This window comes from Mycobacterium sp. URHB0021, assembly GCF_054057895.1.
Map to the genome: position 1 here is coordinate 5,861,641 of NZ_JBSRZT010000002.1, position 22,638 is coordinate 5,884,278.

A 22,638-nucleotide genomic window follows, 5' to 3' on the forward strand; every position below is an offset into this window, starting at 1 on the left:
ACCGCGAGGTGGGAAGGTTGGGGGTGTAGATGACACAGACCGCTGATGCCAGCACCGAAGCGAACCCGGTGGAGATGGTGAACCTGACCATCGACGACGTCGAAGTCAGTGTGCCCAAAGGCACCTTGGTGATTCGGGCGGCCGAGTTGATCGGCGTCCAGATTCCCCGCTTCTGCGACCATCCGCTGCTCGATCCGGTCGGTGCATGCAGGCAGTGCCTGGTGGAGGTGGAGGGGCAACGCAAGCCGATGGCGTCGTGCACCACGACGGTCACACCGGACATGGTGGTGCGGACCCAGCACACCTCGGAGGCTGCGGACAAGGCCCAGCACGGCGTGATGGAACTGCTGCTGATCAACCATCCGCTGGACTGCCCGGTCTGCGACAAGGGCGGCGAGTGCCCCCTGCAGAACCAGGCGATGTCCAACGGCCGCGTCGAGACCCGCTTTGAGGACGTCAAGCGGACGTTCCCCAAGCCGATCAACGTCTCCTCACAGGTGCTGCTGGACCGGGAGCGCTGCGTGCTGTGTGCCCGCTGCACCCGGTTTTCCGATCAGATCGCCGGCGACCCCTTCATCGATCTGCTCGAACGCGGTGCGCTGCAACAGGTCGGCATCGCCCCCGGCGAGCCGTTCCAGTCGTACTTCTCCGGCAACACCGTGCAGATCTGCCCGGTGGGTGCGCTCACCGGCGCCGCGTACCGGTTCCGCGCCCGCCCGTTCGATCTGGTGTCCAGCCCCAGTGTGTGCGAGCACTGCTCGTCGGGATGCTCTCAACGTACCGATCACCGCCGGGGAAAGGTGCTGCGCCGCTTGGCCGGCGACGATCCTCAGGTCAACGAGGAATGGAACTGCGACAAAGGCCGGTGGGCGTTCGCCTACCCGACGATCGGCGATCGCATCACCACACCGCTCCTGCGCGACGACGACGGCAAACTGCGGCCCGCGTCGTGGTCGGAAGCGCTCGGCGTAGCGTCGGCCGGGCTTGCCGCGGCGACGGGCAGCGCCGCAGTACTGGTGGGTGGTCGTGCCACCGTCGAGGACGCCTACGCCTACTCGAAGTTCGCCCGGATGGTGCTGGCCACCAATGACATCGACTTTCGCGCCCGGCCACACAGCGCCGAAGAGGCCGACTTTCTCGCCGCACACGTCGCCGGCCGGTCGATGTCGGTCACCTACGCCGATCTGGACAGCACGCCGGCTGTTCTGCTGGTCGGGCTCGAACCGGAAGAGGAATCGCCGATCGTCTTCCTGCGGCTGCGCAAGGCGGCCCGCAAGCACTCCCTGCAGGTGCTGTCGGTCGCGCCCTTCGCCACGCGGGCATTGGGCAAGATGGCCGGCACGCTCATCCGCTGTGCGCCCGGCGCCGAAGCCACCGCGCTGGATGACCTCACCGACAACGAACTGCTCGCATTGCCCGGCGCGATGATCCTCGTCGGCGAACGCCTGGCCACGTCGCCCGGGGCCTTCTCCGCGGCAATCAGATTGGCCGCTGCGACCGGCGCCCGGCTGGCTTGGGTCCCGCGTCGCGCCGGTGAGCGTGGCGCGCTGGAGGCCGGCGCCCTCCCCGGATTGCTGCCCGGCGGCCGGCCCGTCAACGATCCCGCCGCCCGCGAGCAGACCGCCGGCGCCTGGAACATCTCGACGCTGCCCGCCACGGTCGGCCGAGACACGAGCGGCATTCTGAGTGCGGCGCGCGGCGGCGAACTCGGCGCGCTGCTGATCGGCGGCGTCGAGCTCGCCGATCTGCCCGACCCCGAGGCCGCGCTGGCCGCCGTCGAAGCCGCGCCGTTCGTAGTCAGCCTGGAATTGCGGGAAAGCGCGGTCACCGCGCTGGCCGACGTCGTCTTTCCCGTCGCACCGGTAGTGGAGAAGGCCGGTTCATTCATGAACTGGGAGGGACGGATTCGGCCATTCGAGTCGTCACTGCACACCAACGCCAATCCGGACCGGCGCGTATTGAACATTTTGGCCGACCAGATCGGCGTCGACCTCAACCTGCCGACCGCACTCGCTGCGGGTGAAGAACTGGCCCGGCTCGGGCTGTGGTCAGGGGCGCGACCGGACGCACTGCAGGTTTCTCCGCCGCGCCCACCGCGACTCGAGCCGGGTCAGGCCGTGCTCGCCGGCTGGCGGATGCTGCTCGACCTCGGCCGATTGCAGGATGGCGAACCGTATCTGGCAGGCACTGCCCGCCCATCTGTCGCCCGGCTCTCGGCGGGCACTGCCGCCGAAATAGGCGCGGTTGAAGGTGATCTGGTCACCGTCGGGACCGATCGCGGTGCGGTCACGCTGCCGCTGGCAGTCACCGAGATGGAAGACCGGGTGGTGTGGCTGCCGCTGAACTCGGCCGGATCCACCGTGCACCTGCAGCTCGGGGTGGCCACCGGCGCCGTCGTGTCGATCGGACGGTCGGACTCGTGACGTATCCGGACCCGACGCTGTTCGGCCACGACCCGTGGTGGCTGATCCTGGCGAAGTCGCTCGGCATCTTCGTGTTCCTGTTGCTGACGGTGCTGACCGCGATCCTGATCGAGCGCAAGATCCTCGGACGCATGCAGATGCGCTTCGGCCCCAACCGGGTCGGCCCCCTCGGCCTGCTGCAGTCACTGGCCGACGGCGTCAAACTCGCGCTGAAAGAAGGTCTGATCCCCGCCGGTGTGGACAAGTGGGTGTACCTGATGGCGCCGGTCATCTCGGTCATTCCGGCGTTCATGGCGTTCGCCGTCATCCCGCTGGGCGGGGAGGTGTCGGTGTTCGGGCACCGCACCGCGCTACAGCTGACCGATCTGCCCGTCGCGGTGCTTTACATCCTCGCCGTCACCTCAATCGGGGTGTACGGCATCGTCTTGGCCGGCTGGGCCTCCGGCTCCACCTATCCGCTGCTGGGCGGCCTGCGCTCCAGCGCGCAGGTGATCTCCTACGAGATCGCGATGGCGCTGTCCTTCGCAGCCGTCTTCATCTATGCGGGCACCATGTCCACGTCGGGCATCGTGGCGGCCCAACAGGGCACCTGGTATGTCTTCCTGCTGTTGCCGTCGTTCCTCGTGTACGTGACGGCGATGGTGGGCGAAACCAACCGGGCGCCTTTCGATCTGCCGGAGGCCGAGGGTGAACTCGTCGGCGGATTCCACACCGAGTACTCCTCGCTGAAGTTCGCGATGTTCATGCTGGCCGAGTACGTCAACATGACCACCGTCTCGGCGTTGGCGACCACACTGTTCCTCGGCGGCTGGCACGCCCCATGGCCGATCAACATGTGGGACGGCGCCAACACGGGATGGTGGCCGCTGCTGTGGTTCATCGCCAAGGTATGGCTGTTCCTGTTCCTGTTCATGTGGCTGCGGGCGACCCTCCCCCGGATGCGTTACGACCAGTTCATGGCACTGGGCTGGAAAATCCTGATCCCGGTGTCGTTGGCCTGGATCATGATCGTCGCCATCACCCACAGCCTGCGCACCCACGGCTACGAGGCATGGGCCACCGGTTTGATCACGGTGGGCATCGTGGTGGCCCTCATCCTGCTGTTCGTGCTGTGGAGAACTCTGCGGGCCAGAAGCATTCGCAAGATCCCGCAACAAGTCGTGGCACCCGCCGCCGGGGCCTTCCCGGTTCCGCCGCTGCCCAGGAAGGAGCGAGCTGATGCCTAAGTTCCTCGATGCCATCGCCGGATTCGCAGTGACCCTCGGCACCATGTTCAAGAAGCCCATCACCGAGGAGTATCCGGAGAAGCCCGGACCTGTGGCCAAGCGCTACCACGGCCGACACCAATTGAACCGATATCCGGATGGGCTGGAGAAGTGCATCGGTTGCGAACTGTGCGCATGGGCCTGCCCCGCTGATGCCATTTACGTCGAGGGTGCCGATAACGCCGAGGGCGAACGATTTTCACCCGGGGAGCGCTACGGGCGGGTCTACCAGATCAACTATCTGCGCTGCATCGGCTGCGGCCTGTGCATCGAAGCCTGCCCCACCCGCGCACTGACGATGACCAACGAGTACGAGATGGCCGACGACAATCGCGCCGACCTCATCTGGGGCAAGGACAAACTCCTCGCGCCGATGCAGCCTGGGATGGAGTCGCCGCCCCATCCGATGGCGCCGGGCAGCACCGACGAGGACTACTACTTGGGGAAAATCAAACCCATCACCCAGGATGTGCAGTGAGGGTCGACGTCGTCGCTGCTCTCACCGCCGATACCGCCGGGCATACCACCACGACGGAGGCCGTGCTGTTCTGGGTGCTCGGTGCCGTCGCCGTGGTGGGCGCGATCGGCGTGGTGTCCGCACCGAAGGCGGTCTACTCGGCGATGTTCCTGGCCAGCACGATGATCGCGCTGGCGGTACTTTACATCGCCCAGGACGCCCTGTTCCTGGGTGTCGTGCAGGTGGTCGTGTACACCGGCGCGGTGATGATGCTCTTTCTGTTCGTGCTGATGCTGATCGGCGTCGATCTGTCTGAGTCGTTTGTGGAAACCATTCGTGGACAACGCATCGCGGCGTTGGCAGCCGGAGTGGGTTTCGGCGTTCTGCTCATCGCGGGCATCGGCAACGTGTCCGTGGCCGGATTCACCGGCCTGGCGCAGGCCAATGCGGGCGGCAACGTGGAGGGGCTCGCCGCGCTGATCTTCACGAAGTATCTGTGGGCGTTCGAGTTGACCGGGGCGCTGCTGATCACCGCTGCGCTCGGCGCGATGGTGCTGGCGCACCGTGAGCGCTTCGAACATCGCAAGACGCAGCGAGAGCTCGCCGAGGAACGGTTCCGGCCAGGCGGCCATGCCACGACGCTGCCCAATCCCGGCGTGTACGCGCGGCACAACGCCGTCGACACACCGGCACGGCTGCCCGACGGCACGGGCTCCGAACTGTCGATCAGCCCGATCCTGCAGAAACAGACGATCGAGGTGCCGACCAACGGAAAACAGGGTGATCGATGAATCCCGACAATTACCTGTACCTGTCGGCACTGTTGTTCACCATCGGCGCCGCCGGGGTGTTGTTGCGCCGCAACGCCATCATCATGTTCATGTGTGTCGAGCTGATGCTCAATGCGGCCAATCTGGCGTTCGTAGCGTTCTCGCGCATGCATGGACATCTGGACGGCCAGGTCGTCGCGTTCTTCACGATGGTGGTCGCCGCCTGCGAGGTGGTGATCGGACTGGCCATCATCATGACCATTTTCCGGACCCGCCGCTCGGCCTCGGTCGACGATGCCAGCTTGCTGAAACACTGAGGACAGCATGACAACTCTGTTGTGGCTGGTGATCGCCCTTCCCCTCGCGGGTGCGGTGATCCTGCTGCTCGTCGGCCGGCGGACGGACCGCTGGGGCCACCTGCTGGGCTGCGCCGCCGCGATCGCGTCGTTCGCTCTCGGAGCCGTGCTGTTCGCGGACATGCTGGGCCGCGACGCCGAGCACCGCGGGGTGCACGAGACCCTGTTCTCCTGGGTGCCGGTCGGCGCCCTGCACGTCGACTTCGGTCTGCAGCTCGATCAACTGTCGGTCTGTTTCGTGCTGCTGATCACCGGCGTCGGGTCGCTGATCCACATCTACTCGATCGGGTACATGGCCGAAGACCCCGACCGCATGCGGTTTTTCGCGTATCTGAACCTGTTCCTGGCGGCGATGTTGCTGTTGGTGCTTGCCGACAATTACCTCGGGCTCTACGTCGGCTGGGAAGGCGTCGGTCTGGCGTCCTACCTGCTGATCGGGTTCTGGTCGCACAAGCCGTCGGCGGCCACCGCGGCCAAGAAGGCGTTCGTGGTCAACCGCGTCGGAGACCTCGGCCTGGCCATCGCGTTGATGGTGATGTTCACCTACATCGGCTCAATCTCCTTCGAAGGGGTCTTCGCCGCCGCGCCGCAACTCGGGCAGGGCGTACTGACGGCCATCGGTCTGCTGCTGTTGCTCGCCGCGTGCGGTAAGTCGGCTCAGGTGCCGCTGCAGTCGTGGCTGGGGGACGCGATGGAAGGCCCGACCCCGGTGTCGGCGCTCATCCACGCCGCCACCATGGTCACCGCCGGTGTTTATCTGATCGTGCGGTCCGGCCCCGTGTTCGACCTGGCACCGGCCGCACAAGCCGGCGTCGTGATCGTCGGCGCGGTGACCCTGCTGTTCGGGGCGATCGTCGGGTGCGCCAAGGACGACATCAAGAAGGCGCTCGCCGCCAGCACGATGTCGCAGATCGGATACATGGTGCTCGCGGCGGGACTGGGGCCGGCCGGCTACGCGTTCGCGATCATGCACCTGCTCACCCACGGCTTCTTCAAGGCCGGGTTGTTCCTGGGCGCCGGATCGGTCATGCACGCCATGAACGACGAGGTGAACATGCGCCGCTACGGCGGACTGCGCAGGGCGCTGCCCATCACCTTCGCCACGTTCGGGCTGGGCTATCTCGCGATCATCGGTATCCCCCCACTGGCCGGGTTCTTCTCCAAGGACGGGATCATCGAGGCCGCGCTCGGCGCGGGAGGGGCCAAAGGCTTCGTACTCGGCGGAGCGGCGATACTCGGCGCCGGCATCACCGCGTTCTACATGACGCGGGTGATGCTGATGACGTTTTTCGGTGAAAAGCGCTGGGAGGCAGGGGCGAGCGAAGTGACGGAAGATCGAGCGAGTGTTCATCCGCACGAGTCGCCTGCGGTCATGACCTTGCCGATGATCCTGCTCGCGGTCGGGTCGGTGGTCTCCGGCGGCGCCCTGGCGATCGGCGGCACCCTGCAGCACTGGCTCGCACCCGTCGTCGGCGGCCATGAGGCCGCGCACGCCACGCCCGCCTGGGTGGTCACCACGGTGGTACTGGTAGTGGTCGCCGTCGGCATCGGCATCGCCTACCGCATGTACGCCACACGGGCCGTGCCGGCAGAGGTGCCTGCCGGTTCCGTGCTGACTGTGGCGGCCCGCCGGGACCTCTACGGCGATGCGTTCAACGAGCGAGTGTTCATGGAGCCGGGCCGGCTCGTCACGGAGGGTCTGGTGGAGATCGACGACGACGCCGTCGACGGTGCGGCCAACGGACTGGCCCGACTGGTCGGACGTTTCTCGGATGGCTTGGGGCAGTTGCAGACCGGGTTCGCCCGCTCCTACGCGCTGTCCATGTTGGGCGGTGCGGCCCTGGTGGTCGCCGCGATCCTGGCGGTGCGACTGTGGTGAGCACCATTCCTTGGCTGACACTGCTGTGGGCCATTCCGACCGTCGGCGCCGCCGTGGTCATCCTGCTGCCCGCGGCGCTGCGCACGGTGGCGAAGTGGCTGGCGCTGGCGATCTCGATCGCGGTGCTCGCGGTGACTCTCGTAGTCGCGGTGGGCTTCCGTCCCGGCGGCGAGCAGTACCAGTTTGTCGAATCACATACGTGGATACCCTCCTTCGGCACCGGGTACATCCTGGGTGTCGACGGTATCGCCCTCGCCCTGGTGGTGCTCACCGCGGTGTTGATGCCGCTGCTGATCATCGCCGGCTGGAACGACGCCAGTGACCAGATCGGCTGGGGCGGCCGTTCGGTGCACACCTACTTCGCGCTGACACTGGCCGTCGAAGGCATGGTGCTGATGTCGCTGGTCTCGCTGGACATCCTGCTGTTCTACGTCTTCTTCGAGGCCATGCTCATCCCGATGTACTTCCTCATCGGCGGCTTCGGCGGCAACCGCGGCGAATCCTCCAGAGCGGCAGTGAAGTTCCTGCTGTACAACCTTTTCGGCGGCCTGATCATGCTTGCCGCGGTGATCGGCCTCTACGTGGTGACCGCACAGAGTCATGCGTTCGCTGCGGGCACCTTCGACTTCCGCGAGATCGTCACCGCGGTGTCGAGCGGCCAGTTCGCGCTCAGCCCGGTCGTGATGAACCTGCTCTTCGGTGGATTCATGTTCGCGTTCGCGGTAAAGGCGCCGTTGTGGCCGTTGCACCGCTGGCTCCCCGATGCCGCGGTGGAGGCCACACCGGCGAGCGGCGTGTTGATGATGGCCGTCATGGACAAGGTCGGCACCTTCGGCATGCTGCGTTACTGCCTGCAGCTTTTCCCCGACGCGTCAATGTATTTCCGTCCGTTGATCATCACGCTCGCGGTGATCGGGATCCTCTACGGTGCCATCGTGGCGATCGGGCAGGTCGACATGATGCGGTTGATCGCCTACACGTCGATATCACACTTCGGCTTCATCATCCTCGGCATCTTCGCGATGACCAGCCAGGGTCAGTCGGGCTCCACGCTCTACATGGTCAACCACGGGATCTCGACGGCTGCGCTGTTCCTGATCGCCGGGTTCCTGGTGTCACGCAGGGGTACCCGCCTGATCAATGCCTACGGTGGCGTTCAGAAGGTGGCACCGCTGCTCGCCGGGACCTTCCTGGTCGCCGGCCTGGCAACGCTGTCCCTGCCAGGCCTCGCTCCGTTCATCAGTGAATTCCTGGTCCTCATCGGCACTTTCACCCGCTACCCCGCCCTGGCCGTATTCGCGTCGGCGGCGCTCGTGCTTTCGGCGATCTACATCCTGTGGATGTACCAGCGGATGATGACCGGCCCGGTCCGAGAGGGCAACGACCGCCTCCGCGACCTGGTGCCCCGGGAACTGGCCGTGATCGCCCCGCTGATCGCCCTGCTGCTGGTGCTCGGCGTCTACCCGAAGCCGGCGCTCGACATCATCAACCCGGCCGTCAGCCATACCTTGACCATCATCGACCAGCCTGACCCGGCTCCCAAGATCGCGGAAGGCCCGGCACGATGACGCAAGCTCTCGGGATGATCGCTCCCGCCGTGGAATACGGTCTGCTCTCCCCGATGCTGATCGTGTTCGGTGTCGCGGTCGTCGGCGTGCTGCTCGAGGCCTTCCTCCCCCGCGAGCGCCGGTATTCCGCCCAACTGGTGCTCGGCCTCGTCGGCCTCGTCGCTGCATTCGTCGCCGTCGTCGTGCTCGCCCGGGATCTGCATGGCGGTCCGGGTCGCCAGGCCGTGCTCGGCGCGGTCGCCATCGATGCTCCGGGATTGTTCATCCAGGGCACCGTTCTGTTGGTCGGAATCCTCGGCATTCTGCTGATCGCCGAGCGTCGCATCGCCGCGCGCTCGAGAGCCGATGGCGGCGCCGGCGGCCTCGACGCGTTCACCCCGCAGGCGTCCGCGGTCGCAGGCAGCGTCGCCGAACAACTGGCCACCAAAGCCGGGATCATGCAGACCGAGGTGTTCCCGCTGACGATGTTCGCCATCGGCGGCATGCTGTTGTTCCCCACCGCCGACGACCTGCTGACCATGTTCATCGCTCTGGAGGTACTGTCGCTGCCGCTGTACCTGCTGTGCGGCCTGGCCCGCAGACGGCGGCTGCTGTCGCAGGAAGCATCGCTCAAATATTTTCTGCTCGGCGCGTTTTCATCCGCGTTCTTCCTCTACGGTGCCGCGATGCTGTACGGCTACGCCGGCACGCTGGACCTCGCCGGCATCGCCGACAAGGCGGCGTCCGGATCCGGCAAGACCCCACTGGCGCTGATCGGCATCGCGCTGCTGCTGGTGGGGGTGTTGTTCAAGGTCGGGGCCGCGCCGTTCCACTCGTGGATCCCGGACGTCTACCAGGGTGCGCCGACACCGATCACGGCGTTCATGGCCGCCGCCACGAAGATCGCTGCGTTCGGTGCGATGTTGCGCATCTTCTACGTTGCACTTCCTGCGCTGCGCGACGATTGGCGACCCGTGCTGTGGGCGGTGGCGATCCTGACGATGGCGGTCGGGACGGTGACCGCGGTGACCCAGAGCGACGTCAAGCGGATGCTGGCGTATTCCGCTGTTGCGCACACCGGATTCATTCTGACCGGTGTCATCGCCGCTAACGACGCGGGCCTGTCATCGACACTGTTCTACCTGTTCGCTTACGGTTTCAGCACGGTTGGTGCATTCGCGGTCGTGAACCTGGTACGCGACACCGACGGTGAAGAGGACACCGCGTTGTCGCGGTGGGCCGGACTCGGGCGGCGCTACCCTGTTGTCGGCATTGTCTTTTCGCTTTTCCTGCTCGCGTTCGCCGGTATACCGCTGACGAGCGGGTTTGTCAGCAAGTTCGCGGTGTTCAAGGCCGCGGGCCAGGGTGGCGCCATCCCGCTGGTCGTGGTCGGCGTGATCGCCAGCGCTGTTGCCGCATACTTTTACGTCCGGGTCATCGTGTTGATGTTCTTCACCGAACCGCCGGATGATGCGCCGGAGGTCGTGGTGCCCAGCGTCCTGACCACCGCCGTCGTCACGATCACCGCCGCCATCACGTTCGCCCTCGGCGCGCTGCCGCAGCCCCTGCTGGATCTGGTGGACACCGCAAACCACTTCCTGCGCTAGCTTGCCTGCATGACCGAACCCGCTGGTCCGCACCGCCGGTTACGGCGCGGTCAGCGTATTGACGCTCAATCGCCCCGAGGCCCGAAACGCGTTGAGTCGCGACCTGATCAAGGCCGCCTATACGGCCTTGACCGAGGCCGACGCCGACGAGTCGGTCCGCGCGGTCGTGCTGACCGGTGCCGGTCCGGCATTCTGTGCCGGTGTCGACCTCCGGAGGCCCAGCGCGACGGGCTGAAGTTCTTCGAGGAGTTTCGCTCGCAGAGTTGCATCGCGGCGGTCGCCGCCATGCGCACCCCGATCAACGGCGCAACGTTCACCGGTGGCCTGGAGATGGCGCTCGGCTGCGACTTCCTGACGCCTCGGAGCGGGCGGTATTCGCCGATAACCACAGTCGCGTCGGCATCCTGCCCGGCGGCGGCATGACCGCCCGGCTGCCCCGGCTGGTCGGTCTCGCGATGGCCCGCCGGCTGTCCATGACGGGTGAGGTGGTCGATGCCGCCCGCGTCGAGCCTATCGGACTGGTCACCGAAGTCGTCGCTCACGCTCGACTGCTGGAACGGGCGTTGGAGTTGGCCGGTCAGATCGGCGAGGTTCCCGCCGCGAAAATGGCCGCGCTGAAGGGGATCTTCACGACGGGGGCGGCACCGATGATCGACCCGGCCCTGGCCGCCGAGGCGGAGATCGCGTTCGCACAGCATCGCGACTTCGACGGCCTTGGCGATTAGTTCCGTGAGGTGTCGGTGCGCAACAAGCGCCGGATCGACGGCTGAACACCTCCGCGAGCGTGCGCGAACTTGTCATTTTCGACGGCGTGTCGGGCGCGGACACGCACTGTCGCGGTTAAGGGGTCCGCCGCCTGAGAATGAACTCGACCGTCCGGCGGCCACCGAACTGCGGACGCGGCGTCGTGATCATGTCCACCTGATTGCGAGCCTGTTCGGCCACGGGTGTGTCGGGGTCCAGGACCGACAGATACACATCGTGCGCGGCAAGCGAGGCGATGGCCCGCTCGAAGCAATCGTCGTCGATGATCTCGGCGTGGGTGACCTCCGGCCCGTCCTCGAACAGCCACCGCGGTGGGTCGGCAAGCGAATCATAGGCCACGGCAACGGCATTGGAGAACTCGATGTGGTCTCGCTGGTTGGGCTCACCGGGTGCCCACTCGTCGCCGCTGTAGGTGGTGATGACCAGGTCGGGCGCCAGCGTGACGATGGTCTGTGCGATCCTCTCGCGCAGCTCCGGTGTGTTGCGAATGTTGCTGTCCGGGAAGTCCCAGAAATCGACGTGGTGCACGCCGACGATGGCGGCCGACCGACGTTGTTCGCCCTCGCGCAGCGGGCCGGCCCGGTCGGCTGACATTCCCTCGATGCCGACCTCACCCCGGCATGCCAAGGCATAGTGCACCGTCTTGCCCTCGGCCGTCCACTTGGCCACCGCTGCTGCACAACCGTATTCACAGTCGTCGGGATGCGGCATCAATATCAAGGCCGAGCGCCACTGGGTGGGAAACGGTTCGAGCCACGGCGAAACCATGGCCCGATCATCCTCCGCTGCGGAGCCCTGGACTGCGGATTTTGGCTGTCGACCAACCTCAGAGTGCGGCGATGACGGCGCCGAGCCGTCCCTCCAGGTCGCCTTTGCCGCCGTCGTAGAAGGGTCCGCAGCCGTCGCTCAGCACGGCCCGCAGCCGAGCCATCCCGCGGACGCCGACGGGCTGACGGGAGCGCAACCGCGAGGTGATCGTTTCGATCAGCGCCTCGACTGCGGCGATGTTGTGCCGGTGTATCGGGATCCGAGGATGTGGAGTCGGGATATCGGAGCGGAGCAGTTCCAGGCTGAAGCCGAGAGAATCCGCGATTGCGTTGCGCTCCGACGCGGAAGTGATTCGCGCGGCATGGAGAGCCAGTGCACTTCCCGCCGGAGCGGGTGCTCCTACCGCGAGCAGACGGTCGAGTCGGCCGGGCGTCAACCAGGCCTTGAGGCGGGCACGGACAGAGACGAGAGGAATCTCCCACTCGGTCCAGGAGACGTCGCCTGCCGTACTGCCCACATCTTCGCGGGCAGGTGGATTACCGGTCATACATACTTAATCGAATTATCGACCGCCAAGACTGCCCGAGACTGCCAATGTATGACTGACTTCACAGCCGACCGGGTTTCCTACGCCACCACGCCGTGGATGACGATGTCACTGGTCTGGTCGACCCAGTCCTGCCCAAGGGGTTTGTCCGGTTGCAGGAGGACCCGTAGCAGTGTGGCGCCGCCGATGACCTCGACCAGCCGATCGGGGTCCACACCGGTCTGCACCTCCCCACGCGCGACGGCGTCGGCGAGACGCGCGCGCACGGCGGCGAAGACGTCGACGAAACGGGCCATCACCCGCGCGTTGAGTTCGGCGTCGGCAGCCATATCGGCGATCAGCCCGGGCAGCGCCGCGCGCACGAGCGGGCTGGTGAACACGTCTCGGGCGGCGCCGATCATCGCGCGGATGTCGGCGGCGATATCGCCGGGCGGCGTCTCGATCGCCGTCGGCGCGGCGGGGAACGCCGCCTCGTGCACCAGTTCGGCCTTGCTCGACCACCTTCGGTAAAGCGCTGTCTTGGTGGTGCCCGCCCGCTCGGCCACTGATGCCATGGTGAGGTTCGAATAGCCGATTTCGACAAGCAGATCCACCGTGGCGCGCAATATGGCAGCGTCGATACGCGGATCGCGGGGCCGCCCGGCGCCCGGAATCTTGTCATCCGTGAACGAGTCTGCTTTCATAACGCTACCCACCGTATCGTAATTGTCGGCCGAAGGAAGGGTTCCCATGCCCAGTGAACCGGCTGTCGAAGATGTCAGCCGTCTCCAACATTCGAGCCGCGACGTCAGCACGCTGCCGGATGTGATGTCGCGATGGCTGGCGACGGTGATGCCCGGCGGGGTCACGCCCGAGATCGCGGTCGAGAGCGGCGTCGACGCCAACGGCATGTCCTCCGAGACGATCATCCTGACCGGCCGGTGGGACGAGGACGGACAACGCCGGGAGGAGAAATGGGTGGCCAGAGTGGCGCCCACCGCGCAGGACGTTCCCGTGTTCTCGTCGTACCGGATGGATCACCAGTTCGACGTGATCCGGCTGGTGGGTGAGAAGACCGGCGTCCCGGTGCCGCGGGTGCGCTGGCTCGATGCGGCAGGCTCGGTGCTCGGCACACCGTTCTTCCTGATGGACTACGTCGAGGGCCGAGTACCACCGGACGTGATGCCCTATACGTTCGGCAGCAACTGGTTCGCCGACGCCCCGGCCGAGAACCGGCGCGAACTGCAGGACAGCACCGTCGAGGTGATCGCCAAGCTGCACTCGATCCCGCAGGCAGGCGAGGTATTCGGATTTCTGGCCGACGATTCGGACCCGAATGCGCTGCGGCGCAACCTCAACTGGCTGCAATCCTGGTATCAGTTCGCAGTTCCCGACATCGGCCGCTCGAAACTGCTCGACCGCGCCCTGAACTGGCTCGAAGAGAATTTCCCCACCGACGTGGCGGCCACAGATCCCGTCCTGATCTGGGGCGACTCCCGTGTCGGCAACGTGCTCTACTCTGGCTTCCAGCCGGTGGCGGTGCTCGACTGGGAAATGGCCACCCTCGGGCCGCGCGAGATGGACGCGGCATGGATGATATTCGCGCACATGGTGTTTCAGGAGCTGGCCGGCCTTGCCGGCCTACCCGGCCTCCCCGACTTCATGCGTGAAGAAGATGTGAAAGCGACCTATGCCGAGCTCACCGGTGTCGAACTCGGCGAATTGCACTGGTTCTATGTGTATTCGGGCGTGATCTGGGCCTGCGTGTTCATGCGCACCAGCGCCCGGCGGGTGCGGTTCGGCGAGATCGAGAAGCCCGACGACGTCGAATCGCTGTTTTACCACGGCGCACTGCTCAAGCGGCTCATGGAAGAGGCCTGATGCTCGGACCAACCGACGAATTCCCGATCCACCAGATCCCCCAGCCGATCGCGTGGCCGGGATCATCGGACCGCAACTTCTACGACAGGTCCTACTTCAATGCGCACGACCGCACCGGCAACGTTTTCCTGATCACGGGGATCGGCTACTACCCCAACCTGGGGGTCAAGGACGCGTTCGTCCTCATCCGGCGCGGGCAGACTCAGACGGCGGTGCATCTGAGTGACGCCGTCGACCAGGACCGGCTCAACCAGCACGTGCTGGGCTACCGCGTCGAGGTGTCCGAACCGTTGCACAAGCTGCGCATCATCCTCGAGGAGACCGAGGGCGTCGCAGTCGACCTGACCTGGAACGGGCTCTTCGACGTCATCCAGGAGCAACGCCATCAGCTGCGCAGCGGTACGCGAATCACATTGGACGCGCAGCGCTTTGCTCAGGTCGGATCCTGGAGTGGCGCTATCGTGGTCGACGGCGAGGAGATCGAGGTCGACCCGGCGGTGTGGATCGGCAGTCGCGACCGCTCCTGGGGTATCAGGCCGATCGGTGAACCCGAGCCTGTCGGCCGGCCCGCGCATCCGCCGTTCGAGGGCATGTGGTGGCTGTACGTGCCGATGGCCTTCGACGACTATGCGATCTGCCTGATCATCCAGGAAGAGCCCGACGGGTTCCGCAGTCTCAACGACTGCACGAGGATCTGGCACGACGGCCGCTTCGAGCAGCTGGGCTGGCCCCGGGTGCAGATTCACTACAACTCCGGCACCCGAATCCCCCACGGCGCCACCATCGAGGCCACCACCCCGGACGGAGCGGCGGTGGTATTCGAGGTCGAGTCCAAGCTCCCGGTACCGATCCACGTCGGCGGCGGATACGGCGGTGATTCGGACTGGTTGCACGGCATGTGGAAGGGCGAGAAGTTCACCGAGCGCCTCACCTACGACATGACCGATCCGGCCATCGTGGGCCGGGCCGGCTTCGGCGTCATCGATCATGTCGGCCGCGCGGTCTGCCGCGAGGACGGCAAGTCCGTCGAGGGCTGGGGCCTGTTCGAGCACGGCGCGCTCGGCCGGCATGATCCGTCGGGATTCGCCGACTGGTTGACCGTCGCCCCCTGACCACTCCCCAACCGGCGCTCCGCCACCGATTCCTTGGTCGGCTGCCCTCCGGCGAGCGCACCGCGAGAACCCATGTAGGCCAGCACCTTCGCAACTCCCCGCGCGGCCATGTCCGTCCCGCCGTCCAGGAGCCGTTCCCATCACCCAGGCACCACGCCGCATTAGGGACGTCCGCGAGGAGATGGCGCCGGAAGATGAACCGCTCGTGCGGATGGACCTGATTCAGTGAGCAGGTCGGCGGCAGCGCTTTTCGGAGCGAAATGGCAATCGGTTCGACTTTGGCAATGGGAAACATGTATGACGGGGTGCGTTGCAGCATGACCACGTGGGCGGCCTTGTCGGCCAGCGATGGAATCATGCTGGCGACCGTCGCTCCGCTGCCGATCACCACCAGTCGCGTGAACTGCTCGATGCCGGGAAACTCCGGGGCATGTGGCTCGTCGTGGCTGTAGTAGCCGGTGCCGAAGAATGCGAAGCGGCTGCGGAAGGCCTTGGCCGTGCCGTCCTGCTCGGCCTGCACGGTCCATGTGTCGGTCGCCGAAGCCCAATCGGCGCTACGGCGTAGGTGTCGAACTGGATGTGCCGGTCGATGCCGCGATGGTCTCCGGCCGTGTCCAGGGCTGCCAGGAAAGGACAGCGTGACGATATCGCTGTCCGATCGGATTCCCGGGTAGCGGAACAAGTCCCCGGTCCGACCCATGCGTTCCCTCGCTCCAAATCGTGTAACTGAGGTGGGGAGGCTTCTCGCGGATGCGGTAGGCCGCTCCGATGCCGGAGAACCCGGCACCGACAATCAGGACATCGCAATCCTCGGGTTCATCGGCGGGCACAACACTTCCTGGGCAGACGGTGACGCCCTGCCTGACGCCCGACCGAATACCATCGATTCATCGATTCGATCGAACCGATGGTCGATGGCGTCCAGCACGTAGTTGTGCCGCACGTTCCACGGCCTGTGGGTACCCGACTTCGGCAGCACATGCCCGGCGCGCTGCACGTAGCCCGCATTGATGTTCCAGGCCGGCTTCTCCGGCATCGGCTTGTCGCCCAGATGCGGGTAGGCGTGCGTGTACCCGCGAGAACTCATATACGCCAGCAACTTCGCCACCGCCCGCGCCGTCAGGTCCGCGCGTAACGTCCATGATGCATTGATGTAGCCGACACACCAGGCCATGTTCGGCACGTCCTCCAGCATGTGCTCCTTGTAGACGAAACGGTCCTGAGGTTTGATCTCCGCGCCGCCGATACTGACCATGACGCCACCCAGCGCCTGCAACTGAAGGCCGGTCGCCGTGACGATCATGTCGGCGTCGATGCGCTGCCCGGACTTCAGCACGATGCCGGTGCCGTCGACATGGTCGATTCGATCGGTGACGACGTCGGCGCGGCCATCACCGACAGTCGCGTAGAGGTCATTGTCGAGGATCAGGCACAGCCGCTGATCCCACGGGTCGTATTTCGGATTGAAATGCACGTCAACGGGATAGCCCTGCGGCAACTCCTGTTTCGCGAGGCGGCGGATGAGCCGCCTGCTGAACCGCGGCGCCTTGCGCGCCACGACGTACGTCAACACCGTGAATGCCGTGTTGTACCACCGCACGACTCGGTTGGCTGTCTTGAGCGGCAGCACCTTCCGGATGGCCTGTACCACCGGATGGATCCGCGGCATGGACAACATGTACGTCGGCGAGCGCTGCAGCATAGTGACGTGCCAGGCTTTCTCGGTCAGCGACGGAATCATGCTGACCGCGGTCGCCCCGCTACCGATGACCACCACGCGCTTGCCGGTGTAGTCCAGCGACTCCGGCCAGTGCTGCGGATGAACGACGGTCCCGGTGAACTGCTCGATTCCCGGAAAGTCCGGCGTGTACGGCTCGTCGTAGTTGTAATAGCCGGTCCCGAAGAACACGAACCGCCCGCGGTAGGTCTTGGGCCGCCCGTCGTGTTCGGTTTGCACCGTCCAGGTGTCGGTTGCCGACTCCCAGTCGGCGGAGAGGACGCGCGTGTTGAACCGGATGTGCTCCTCGATGCCGTGCTTGCGGGCCGTCTGGGTGAGATAGTCGCGGATGTCGCGGCCGTCGGCAACGTTCTCCGGCCGAGTCCACGGCTCGTACGGATAGCTGAGGGTGAAGATGTCACTGTCGGAGCGGATACCCGGATAGCGGAAAAGGTCCCAGGTCCCGCCGACCCGTTGGCGGCGCTCGAGCACCGTGTAGGACAAGTTCGGATTCTTCTCACGGATACGGTACGCCGCGCCGATGCCGGAAATTCCCGCACCGATGATCAGGACGTCGGCGAATTCGGCCTCATCGGTACTTGTCTGCTCTTCGCGCAAGCGCTCATCGGTACTTGTCTGCTCTTCGCGCAAGCGCTCATCGGTACTTGTCTGCTCTTCGCGCAAGCGCTCATCGGTCACCCGCATACCTCCGTTGGTCCCGCCGAGTACCACCATAGGGCGCACCGATTGCGCGCGTCGGCAATCTGTGGCAACGGGTCGTGAGAACCTAGGTGGGTGACCATCCCAGCCAAAGCCGACGTCGTCGTCGTGGGTGCGGGGTTCGCGGGCCTGTCGGCCGCCCGTGACCTGGTGCGGCTCGGGCACGATGTCCTCGTCCTCGAAGGCCGCGACCGCGTCGGCGGCCGGTCGTCCACCACGACGATTGCGGGCTATCCCGTGGACCTGGGCGCAACCTTCATCGGCCCGACGCAGGACGCGGTGATCGCGCTGGCCGCCGAACTGGGTTGCGAAACCGTACCCACCTACGGGCGGGGCAAGAACCTGATCCGGTGGCGGGGCCGGGTGCGCGCCTATCGCAGCACGATTCCGCGGCTGTCCATGCTCGAATTGGTCGATGTCTCGCGCATTCAGTGGCGATTCGACCGGGTCAGCCGACGGGTGCCGGTCGAACAGCCGTGGACGTCACCGATCGCCGACATCCTCGACTCCAAGACCCTCGACCAATGGTTGCGCTACGTGCACGCGGGCGCGTCGACCCGTGATCTGATGGCGATCATGGCCCGGGTGACATGGGGATGCGAGCCCGAGGCGGTGTCGATGTTGCACGCCGTGCGTTACGTCAAGGCCGCGGGCGGGCTTGGCCGCATGCTCGACGTCGAGGGAGGCGCGCAGCAGGACCGCTTTCCCGGTGGCACGCAGCAGATTGCGTTGCGGATGGCCGAGGAGCTGTCGCCCCGCGTCATCTTGCAGGCCATCGTGCGCCGCATCGAACGGCGCGACGGGGCCGGCGTGAACATCGGCACCGATCGTGGCGACGTGAGCGCCAACGCCGTCATCGTGGCGATCCCGCCCGCACACCGCGGCGACATCGAGTTCGATCCGGCGCTGCCACCGGAATACGGCAAGCTGTGCCGGCATTGGCCACAGGGTTCGCTCAGTAAGGCCTATGCCGCCTACGAGACCCCGTTCTGGCGGGCCAACGGCTGCTCGGGCGAAGCCCTTTCGGACGAAGGTCCGGTATTCATCACCTTCGACGTCAGCCCCGGTGACGACGGCCCTGGCATCCTGCTCGGCTTCACCGATTCGCGAATGTTCGATCCGCTGCAGCCCGAACAGCGGCGCGAACGAGCGCTGTCCGGCTTCCAGGCGTTGTTCGGCGACGCGGCTTCGAGCCCGATCGACTACGTCGACCACTGCTGGGGATGTGAGGAATTCGCACCCGGAGGCCCGACTGCCGCGGTTCCGCCGGGCTCGTGGACCACATACGGTCCTTGGCTGCGCAAACCGGTCGACAGCATCTTCTGGGCGGGCACCGAAACCGCGGACAAATGGACGGGTTTCCTCGACGGCGCCGTCCGGTCCGGTCAGCGGGCGGCAGAGGAAGCACACGGAATGCTGTCGGGCTAGGGGCCTGCTGAGCAATCACGCCCGGCGGACGGCATTCGCCGTGCGGTGACCGCCACCGAGAGGTCACCATCTGCTACGGATTGTTGAGGTCGACATCGAATAGTTTCGCGATCCGCTCGAGTCGGTAGCACAGAGACCGACGCCGCATATGGAGAGCTTGGCCGCCTCGGCCTTGTTGCCCCCACAGGAGACAAGCGCCTCCAGCGTGTGCGAAAGTTGGCCGCTCTTCGAAGAATCGGCCCACTCCAGGAAGCCGATCTGGTCATCCACGATCCAGGAACGGCAATACCTTCTCGCCGAAGTGGTGTTGATCTGTATGGCCCTCGCGGCATGGGCACGATCCAAGAAGTGGTCTCCACCCCGAGGTCGTCGGGCCCTTCATCCCCTTCGGATACCGCAGTCGGCCGGGAAGCGATGGCGGGCAGCACTTCCCAGGGACCGTCTCGCTTCGGGCGACCACCTTCATGAATGTGCTCGAGGACGTCCTGAAGCTCAAGCGCACGGGGTTCCGCAACATCGCCCTGTACAACTGGCACATCGAAAACGCCGGCTTCGTCTACGAGCCGGCGTATCTGGTCTCCGAGCAGAAGCCGGAACTGAAGATCGTCGTGATCGAAGACGTCTTCCCCGAGTTCACCCCGGAGCGACAGCAGGCGATCGGGCCCGAGGAGTTCCCGGGGCTGGCACTCGAACATGCCGCCGTGATCGAGACGTCGCTGTGGATGCACTTCGACCCGTCGGCGGTGCGCGGCGACCGAATGGCGACCGACGCTGCCGAACGGGTGGTCAACCACGATGTCGTTCCCATCGACACCCGCATGTCGACGTCGAGCGGCTCATTGTCGTCACCGGTGAGCGCCACCGCCGAGAAGGGGCGCCTGATCACTGATTGGCTGGTCGAACGGCTGATCGGCATTCTCGAGGAGGAATTTCCCGCCTTCGGGGTCGTGAAGAGCAACAGCGATGGCCAACGGGAAAACGCAGGGGCGTGACCGTCAGGAGCTGACGCGCTGCTCTCGGCGCACCGAGTCGATCAGCCACCGCAGCTGCTGGTTGACTTCCTCGGGCCGCTCGAGGATGGCGCAATGCCCGCCGGACAGTTCCACGAATGCCGCGAGATTGGGTGCCGCGGCGGCGATTCGGCGTGAGGAGACCATCGGCAACAATCGATCCTTCTCGCTGCCGATGACCAGCGTCGGCACCGTGAGGTTCTTCAGCCCGATGTGACGCGGCCCGAGGGAATCGACCAGCGAGCGCGCCCAGCCGCCCCGGCCGGCAGCGGGTGTCGCGGTGAACAATTCGTAGACGAACTCCGCGACAGCGGGATCGGCGTCGCGACCCACGGCCATCGTCGATAACAATCGCCGGCTGGGGCGGTCCGCGGCACGCAGCAGCGGTGCCGCGCCGAACGCCTTGAGAAGTGTTCCGGCCGCGAGCACCCTGGCGTCGGCCAATGGCGGTGGCACCGGCACGAGCTTCACGTTCCGCAGTAGGTCACCGGTGGTGGTGTTGATCAGTGCCACGGCATCGGCCCGCTGCCCCACGCTTTCGGGGTGACGTTCGGACCACGAGGTGATGGCGATGCCGCCCATCGAGTGCCCCGCGATCACCGCCCGTTCACCGGGGGCGAGTGTGGCCTCGAGCACCGCGTCCAGGTCGGCGGCCAGGTTGTCGATGCCATAGCCGCCACGTCGCGGCGGCACACCGCTTCGGCCGTGCCCCCGGTGATCGAAGGCGATGACCCGGTGGTCCCTGGCCAGAGCCGCGATCTGGTACGCCCACACCCGGAGGGCACAGGTGATGCCGTGTGCCAGCACGACCGGGTAGCCGTTCGGGGGCCCGAAGACCTCGGTGTGCAGACGCACACCATCCCTGGAGCGAACGGGAATCACGCGACCGGAGGGCAGCGCCTCGGCCGCGGCGAATCTTCTCGCCTGCCGGCCACCCGCCTGGCCACGTCCCATGCGTGCTCCAATCGACTACGGCAACGCCGCCGTTGACAACAGGGTAATGCCGGATCATCCGCAGACCCGCCACCACCCGCCGTGGCACGCAGCCCGATCAGGCAGCCTCGATCAGGCGGTAGGGATGATGCAATGCCACCGTGCGCGACGTCCGCAGTCCGGCGGCGGACAGTAGCGACTCGAAATGGCGTTCGTCACGTTCCTGGCCGGTGAAGGCGAACATCATCGCGATGTCCATCAGCGAGGCTTCCAAAGTCACTGTGTCGGCCATCATTTCGACGATGGTCAGCCGGGCGCCGGGATTCATGGCACACCGGACGTTGGACAGGATGCGCCGACACGCAGCCCCACAACTCGTGCCACAGCACCCACGGTGAGGGCCCAACGCGACCCCCACGTCGATCAGCACCGCACGCCGCGGGGCGGCACCGGAGCATGTTAAATGGTGCGGGACGACGAGAGGAAGGCCGTGATGCGCGCAATACAGATAGCCCGGCTCGATGGCCCCCAAGCCGCCGAAGTCGTCGAGATCGACGAGCCTGCCGGTGACGGCGCGGTCATGATCGACGTGCACGCCGCCGGCGTGGCGTTCCCCGACGCACTGCAGTCCCGGGGGCTCTATCAGTACAAGCCGGAGATGCCCTACACGCCCGGTGCGGAGCTCGCGGGTGTGGTGCGCAGCGCGCCGGCCGGGTCGCACCTCGCGGCGGGCGATCGCGTCTGCGGTTTGACGATGTTGTGCGGGGCCATGGCTGAAGTCGTTGCACTGCAACCGGAACGGGCGTTCAAGCTGCCGGATTCGGTGTCCTTCGAGGCCGGTGCGGGACTGATGTTCAACGATCTCACCATGCATCACGCGTTGCGGACGCGTGGCCGTTTGACCGAGGGTGAGACCGTACTGGTACACGGCGCGGCAGGAGGCATCGGCACGTCAACCCTGCGGTTGGCTCCGGCGTGGGGCGCCGCACGGACCATCGCGGTCGTCAGCAGCGAGGACAAGATCGCCGTCGCCGGCGCCGCAGGTGCCACCGATGTGGTGTTGGCCGAAGGATTCAAGGACGCGGTCAAGGAGCTCACAGGTGGTCGCGGAGTGGACATCGTCGTCGACCCTGTCGGCGGGGATCGGTTCACCGACTCACTGCGCTCGCTGGCGCCCGGCGGCCGTCTGCTCGTCATCGGCTTCACCGGAGGAGAGATCCCGACTGTCAAGGTGAACCGGTTGCTGTTGAACAACGTCGATGTCGTCGGCGTCGGCTGGGGCGCCTGGTCGCTCACCCATCCCGGATATCTGCTCGCGCAATGGGCGGAGTTGGAGCCGCTATTGGCATCGGGCAAGGTGTCGGCTCCTGAGCCGATCGTCTACCCGCTCGAGCGTGCGGGGGACGCGATAGCTTCGCTGGAGGACCGCAGCGCCAAGGGTAAGGTCGTCGTCACGCTGCGTTAGGGGCGTGTA

20 protein-coding genes and 2 pseudogenes are annotated in these 22,638 nt (G+C 66.0%); 15 read left to right on the forward strand and 7 right to left on the reverse strand.

All coding sequences use genetic code 11. The annotated features are described in order from the left end of the window. Positions 1–29 precede the first annotated feature (29 nt). From ACVWWN_RS31365 to ACVWWN_RS31405, 9 genes and pseudogenes are all read left to right on the forward strand, one after another. On the forward strand, positions 30–2,423 hold the full coding sequence (locus ACVWWN_RS31365) for an NADH-quinone oxidoreductase subunit G (protein WP_457147325.1): 2,394 nt from the start codon (positions 30–32) through the stop codon (positions 2,421–2,423). After that, positions 2,420–3,649, forward strand: a complete 1,230-nt coding sequence (nuoH, locus tag ACVWWN_RS31370; RefSeq protein ID WP_457147326.1) for an NADH-quinone oxidoreductase subunit NuoH — start codon at positions 2,420–2,422, stop codon at positions 3,647–3,649. Before ACVWWN_RS31365 ends, nuoH begins: the two co-directional genes overlap by 4 nt. Beyond that, the gene (nuoI, locus tag ACVWWN_RS31375) at positions 3,642–4,166 is read left to right on the forward strand and encodes an NADH-quinone oxidoreductase subunit NuoI (RefSeq protein WP_457147327.1); all 525 of its coding nucleotides are present in this window, start codon (positions 3,642–3,644) and stop codon (positions 4,164–4,166) included. Before nuoH ends, nuoI begins: the two co-directional genes overlap by 8 nt. Further along, positions 4,163–4,936, forward strand: coding sequence for an NADH-quinone oxidoreductase subunit J (locus tag ACVWWN_RS31380; RefSeq protein WP_457147328.1), 774 nt, complete (start codon positions 4,163–4,165; stop codon positions 4,934–4,936). Before nuoI ends, ACVWWN_RS31380 begins: the two co-directional genes overlap by 4 nt. Beyond that, positions 4,933–5,232 (forward strand): NADH-quinone oxidoreductase subunit NuoK, encoded by a 300-nt coding sequence (nuoK, locus tag ACVWWN_RS31385; protein ID WP_457147329.1) that lies wholly within the window; start codon positions 4,933–4,935, stop codon positions 5,230–5,232. The genes ACVWWN_RS31380 and nuoK overlap by 4 nt, the downstream gene beginning before the upstream one ends. A gap of 7 nt (positions 5,233–5,239) precedes the next feature. Further along, positions 5,240–7,150: an NADH-quinone oxidoreductase subunit L gene (nuoL, locus tag ACVWWN_RS31390; protein WP_457147330.1), complete on the forward strand. Its 1,911-nt coding sequence runs from the start codon at positions 5,240–5,242 to the stop codon at positions 7,148–7,150. After that, on the forward strand, positions 7,147–8,718 hold the full coding sequence (locus tag ACVWWN_RS31395) for an NADH-quinone oxidoreductase subunit M (RefSeq protein ID WP_457147331.1): 1,572 nt from the start codon (positions 7,147–7,149) through the stop codon (positions 8,716–8,718). The genes nuoL and ACVWWN_RS31395 overlap by 4 nt, the downstream gene beginning before the upstream one ends. A 14-nt stretch (positions 8,719–8,732) precedes the next feature. After that, entirely contained in the window at positions 8,733–10,304 is a 1,572-nt protein-coding gene (gene nuoN / locus ACVWWN_RS31400) for an NADH-quinone oxidoreductase subunit NuoN (RefSeq protein ID WP_457149351.1), read from the forward strand. A 22-nt stretch (positions 10,305–10,326) separates the two neighbouring features. Further along, a pseudogene (locus ACVWWN_RS31405) lies at positions 10,327–11,029 on the forward strand (enoyl-CoA hydratase). Between the two features lie 115 nt (positions 11,030–11,144). Here the strand turns inward: ACVWWN_RS31405 and ACVWWN_RS31410 are convergent. The 3 genes from ACVWWN_RS31410 to ACVWWN_RS31420 all read right to left on the reverse strand — a co-directional run bounded on the left by ACVWWN_RS31410 (position 11,145) and on the right by ACVWWN_RS31420 (position 13,067). Continuing rightward, positions 11,145–11,837 carry a PIG-L deacetylase family protein gene (locus ACVWWN_RS31410; protein ID WP_457147332.1) on the reverse strand — a complete coding sequence of 231 codons (693 nt, stop codon included), beginning with the start codon at positions 11,835–11,837 and terminating at the stop codon, positions 11,145–11,147. A gap of 58 nt (positions 11,838–11,895) precedes the next feature. After that, entirely contained in the window at positions 11,896–12,384 is a 489-nt protein-coding gene (locus ACVWWN_RS31415; RefSeq protein ID WP_457147333.1) for a hypothetical protein, read from the reverse strand. An 80-nt stretch (positions 12,385–12,464) separates the two neighbouring features. Then, a complete protein-coding gene (locus ACVWWN_RS31420; RefSeq protein ID WP_457147334.1) occupies positions 12,465–13,067 on the reverse strand; it encodes a TetR/AcrR family transcriptional regulator in 603 nt (200 codons plus the stop codon). Between the two features lie 46 nt (positions 13,068–13,113). On the opposite strand from ACVWWN_RS31420, the gene ACVWWN_RS31425 reads away from it, so the two are divergent. From ACVWWN_RS31425 to ACVWWN_RS31435, 3 genes are all read left to right on the forward strand, one after another. Further along, positions 13,114–14,244 (forward strand): phosphotransferase family protein, encoded by a 1,131-nt coding sequence (locus ACVWWN_RS31425; RefSeq protein WP_457147335.1) that lies wholly within the window; start codon positions 13,114–13,116, stop codon positions 14,242–14,244. Beyond that, positions 14,244–15,356 (forward strand): hypothetical protein, encoded by a 1,113-nt coding sequence (locus ACVWWN_RS31430; RefSeq protein WP_457147336.1) that lies wholly within the window; start codon positions 14,244–14,246, stop codon positions 15,354–15,356. The genes ACVWWN_RS31425 and ACVWWN_RS31430 overlap by 1 nt, the downstream gene beginning before the upstream one ends. Before the next feature lie 317 nt (positions 15,357–15,673). Then, positions 15,674–15,808 (forward strand): hypothetical protein, encoded by a 135-nt coding sequence (locus ACVWWN_RS31435; protein WP_457147337.1) that lies wholly within the window; start codon positions 15,674–15,676, stop codon positions 15,806–15,808. A gap of 341 nt (positions 15,809–16,149) precedes the next feature. Here the strand turns inward: ACVWWN_RS31435 and ACVWWN_RS31440 are convergent, their stop codons facing one another. Next, complete coding sequence (locus ACVWWN_RS31440; RefSeq protein ID WP_457149352.1) at positions 16,150–17,691, reverse strand: flavin-containing monooxygenase; 1,542 nt, start codon at positions 17,689–17,691, stop codon at positions 16,150–16,152. Between the two features lie 177 nt (positions 17,692–17,868). On the opposite strand from ACVWWN_RS31440, the gene ACVWWN_RS31445 reads away from it, so the two are divergent. Next, entirely contained in the window at positions 17,869–19,221 is a 1,353-nt protein-coding gene (locus ACVWWN_RS31445) for a flavin monoamine oxidase family protein (protein WP_457147338.1), read from the forward strand. Positions 19,222–19,294: 73 nt separating this feature from the next. Here the strand turns inward: ACVWWN_RS31445 and ACVWWN_RS31450 are convergent, their stop codons facing one another. Beyond that, positions 19,295–19,465 carry a helix-turn-helix domain-containing protein gene (locus tag ACVWWN_RS31450; RefSeq protein ID WP_457147339.1) on the reverse strand — a complete coding sequence of 57 codons (171 nt, stop codon included), beginning with the start codon at positions 19,463–19,465 and terminating at the stop codon, positions 19,295–19,297. A gap of 133 nt (positions 19,466–19,598) precedes the next feature. Between ACVWWN_RS31450 and ACVWWN_RS31455 the strand changes: the two are divergent. Beyond that, positions 19,599–20,213, forward strand: a pseudogene (locus ACVWWN_RS31455) (creatininase family protein); the annotation flags it as partial. A 3-nt stretch (positions 20,214–20,216) separates the two neighbouring features. Here the strand turns inward: ACVWWN_RS31455 and ACVWWN_RS31460 are convergent. Further along, positions 20,217–21,185, reverse strand: a complete 969-nt coding sequence (locus ACVWWN_RS31460; protein WP_457147340.1) for an alpha/beta fold hydrolase — start codon at positions 21,183–21,185, stop codon at positions 20,217–20,219. Between the two features lie 97 nt (positions 21,186–21,282). Beyond that, on the reverse strand, positions 21,283–21,759 hold the full coding sequence (locus ACVWWN_RS31465; RefSeq protein ID WP_457147341.1) for a methyltransferase: 477 nt from the start codon (positions 21,757–21,759) through the stop codon (positions 21,283–21,285). Between ACVWWN_RS31465 and ACVWWN_RS31470 the strand changes: the two genes are divergently transcribed. Beyond that, positions 21,658–22,629 (forward strand): NADPH:quinone oxidoreductase family protein, encoded by a 972-nt coding sequence (locus ACVWWN_RS31470; RefSeq protein WP_457147342.1) that lies wholly within the window; start codon positions 21,658–21,660, stop codon positions 22,627–22,629. The genes ACVWWN_RS31465 and ACVWWN_RS31470 overlap by 102 nt on opposite strands. The last annotated feature ends 9 nt before the right edge of the window (positions 22,630–22,638 follow it).

Coding starts and splice junctions, on each gene's coding strand:
- ACVWWN_RS31365 (WP_457147325.1), top strand. CDS start 30: ATGACACAGACCGCTGATGCCAGCACCGAAGCGAACCCGGTGGAGATG.
- nuoI (WP_457147327.1), top strand. CDS start 3,642: ATGCCTAAGTTCCTCGATGCCATCGCCGGATTCGCAGTGACCCTCGGC.
- nuoK (WP_457147329.1), top strand. CDS start 4,933: ATGAATCCCGACAATTACCTGTACCTGTCGGCACTGTTGTTCACCATC.
- nuoL (WP_457147330.1), top strand. CDS start 5,240: ATGACAACTCTGTTGTGGCTGGTGATCGCCCTTCCCCTCGCGGGTGCG.
- nuoN (WP_457149351.1), top strand. CDS start 8,733: ATGATCGCTCCCGCCGTGGAATACGGTCTGCTCTCCCCGATGCTGATC.
- ACVWWN_RS31410 (WP_457147332.1), bottom strand. CDS start 11,837: ATGGTTTCGCCGTGGCTCGAACCGTTTCCCACCCAGTGGCGCTCGGCC.
- ACVWWN_RS31415 (WP_457147333.1), bottom strand. CDS start 12,384: ATGACCGGTAATCCACCTGCCCGCGAAGATGTGGGCAGTACGGCAGGC.
- ACVWWN_RS31420 (WP_457147334.1), bottom strand. CDS start 13,067: ATGAAAGCAGACTCGTTCACGGATGACAAGATTCCGGGCGCCGGGCGG.
- ACVWWN_RS31425 (WP_457147335.1), top strand. CDS start 13,114: ATGCCCAGTGAACCGGCTGTCGAAGATGTCAGCCGTCTCCAACATTCG.
- ACVWWN_RS31430 (WP_457147336.1), top strand. CDS start 14,244: ATGCTCGGACCAACCGACGAATTCCCGATCCACCAGATCCCCCAGCCG.
- ACVWWN_RS31435 (WP_457147337.1), top strand. CDS start 15,674: ATGACCACGTGGGCGGCCTTGTCGGCCAGCGATGGAATCATGCTGGCG.
- ACVWWN_RS31460 (WP_457147340.1), bottom strand. CDS start 21,185: ATGGGACGTGGCCAGGCGGGTGGCCGGCAGGCGAGAAGATTCGCCGCG.
- ACVWWN_RS31470 (WP_457147342.1), top strand. CDS start 21,658: ATGCGCGCAATACAGATAGCCCGGCTCGATGGCCCCCAAGCCGCCGAA.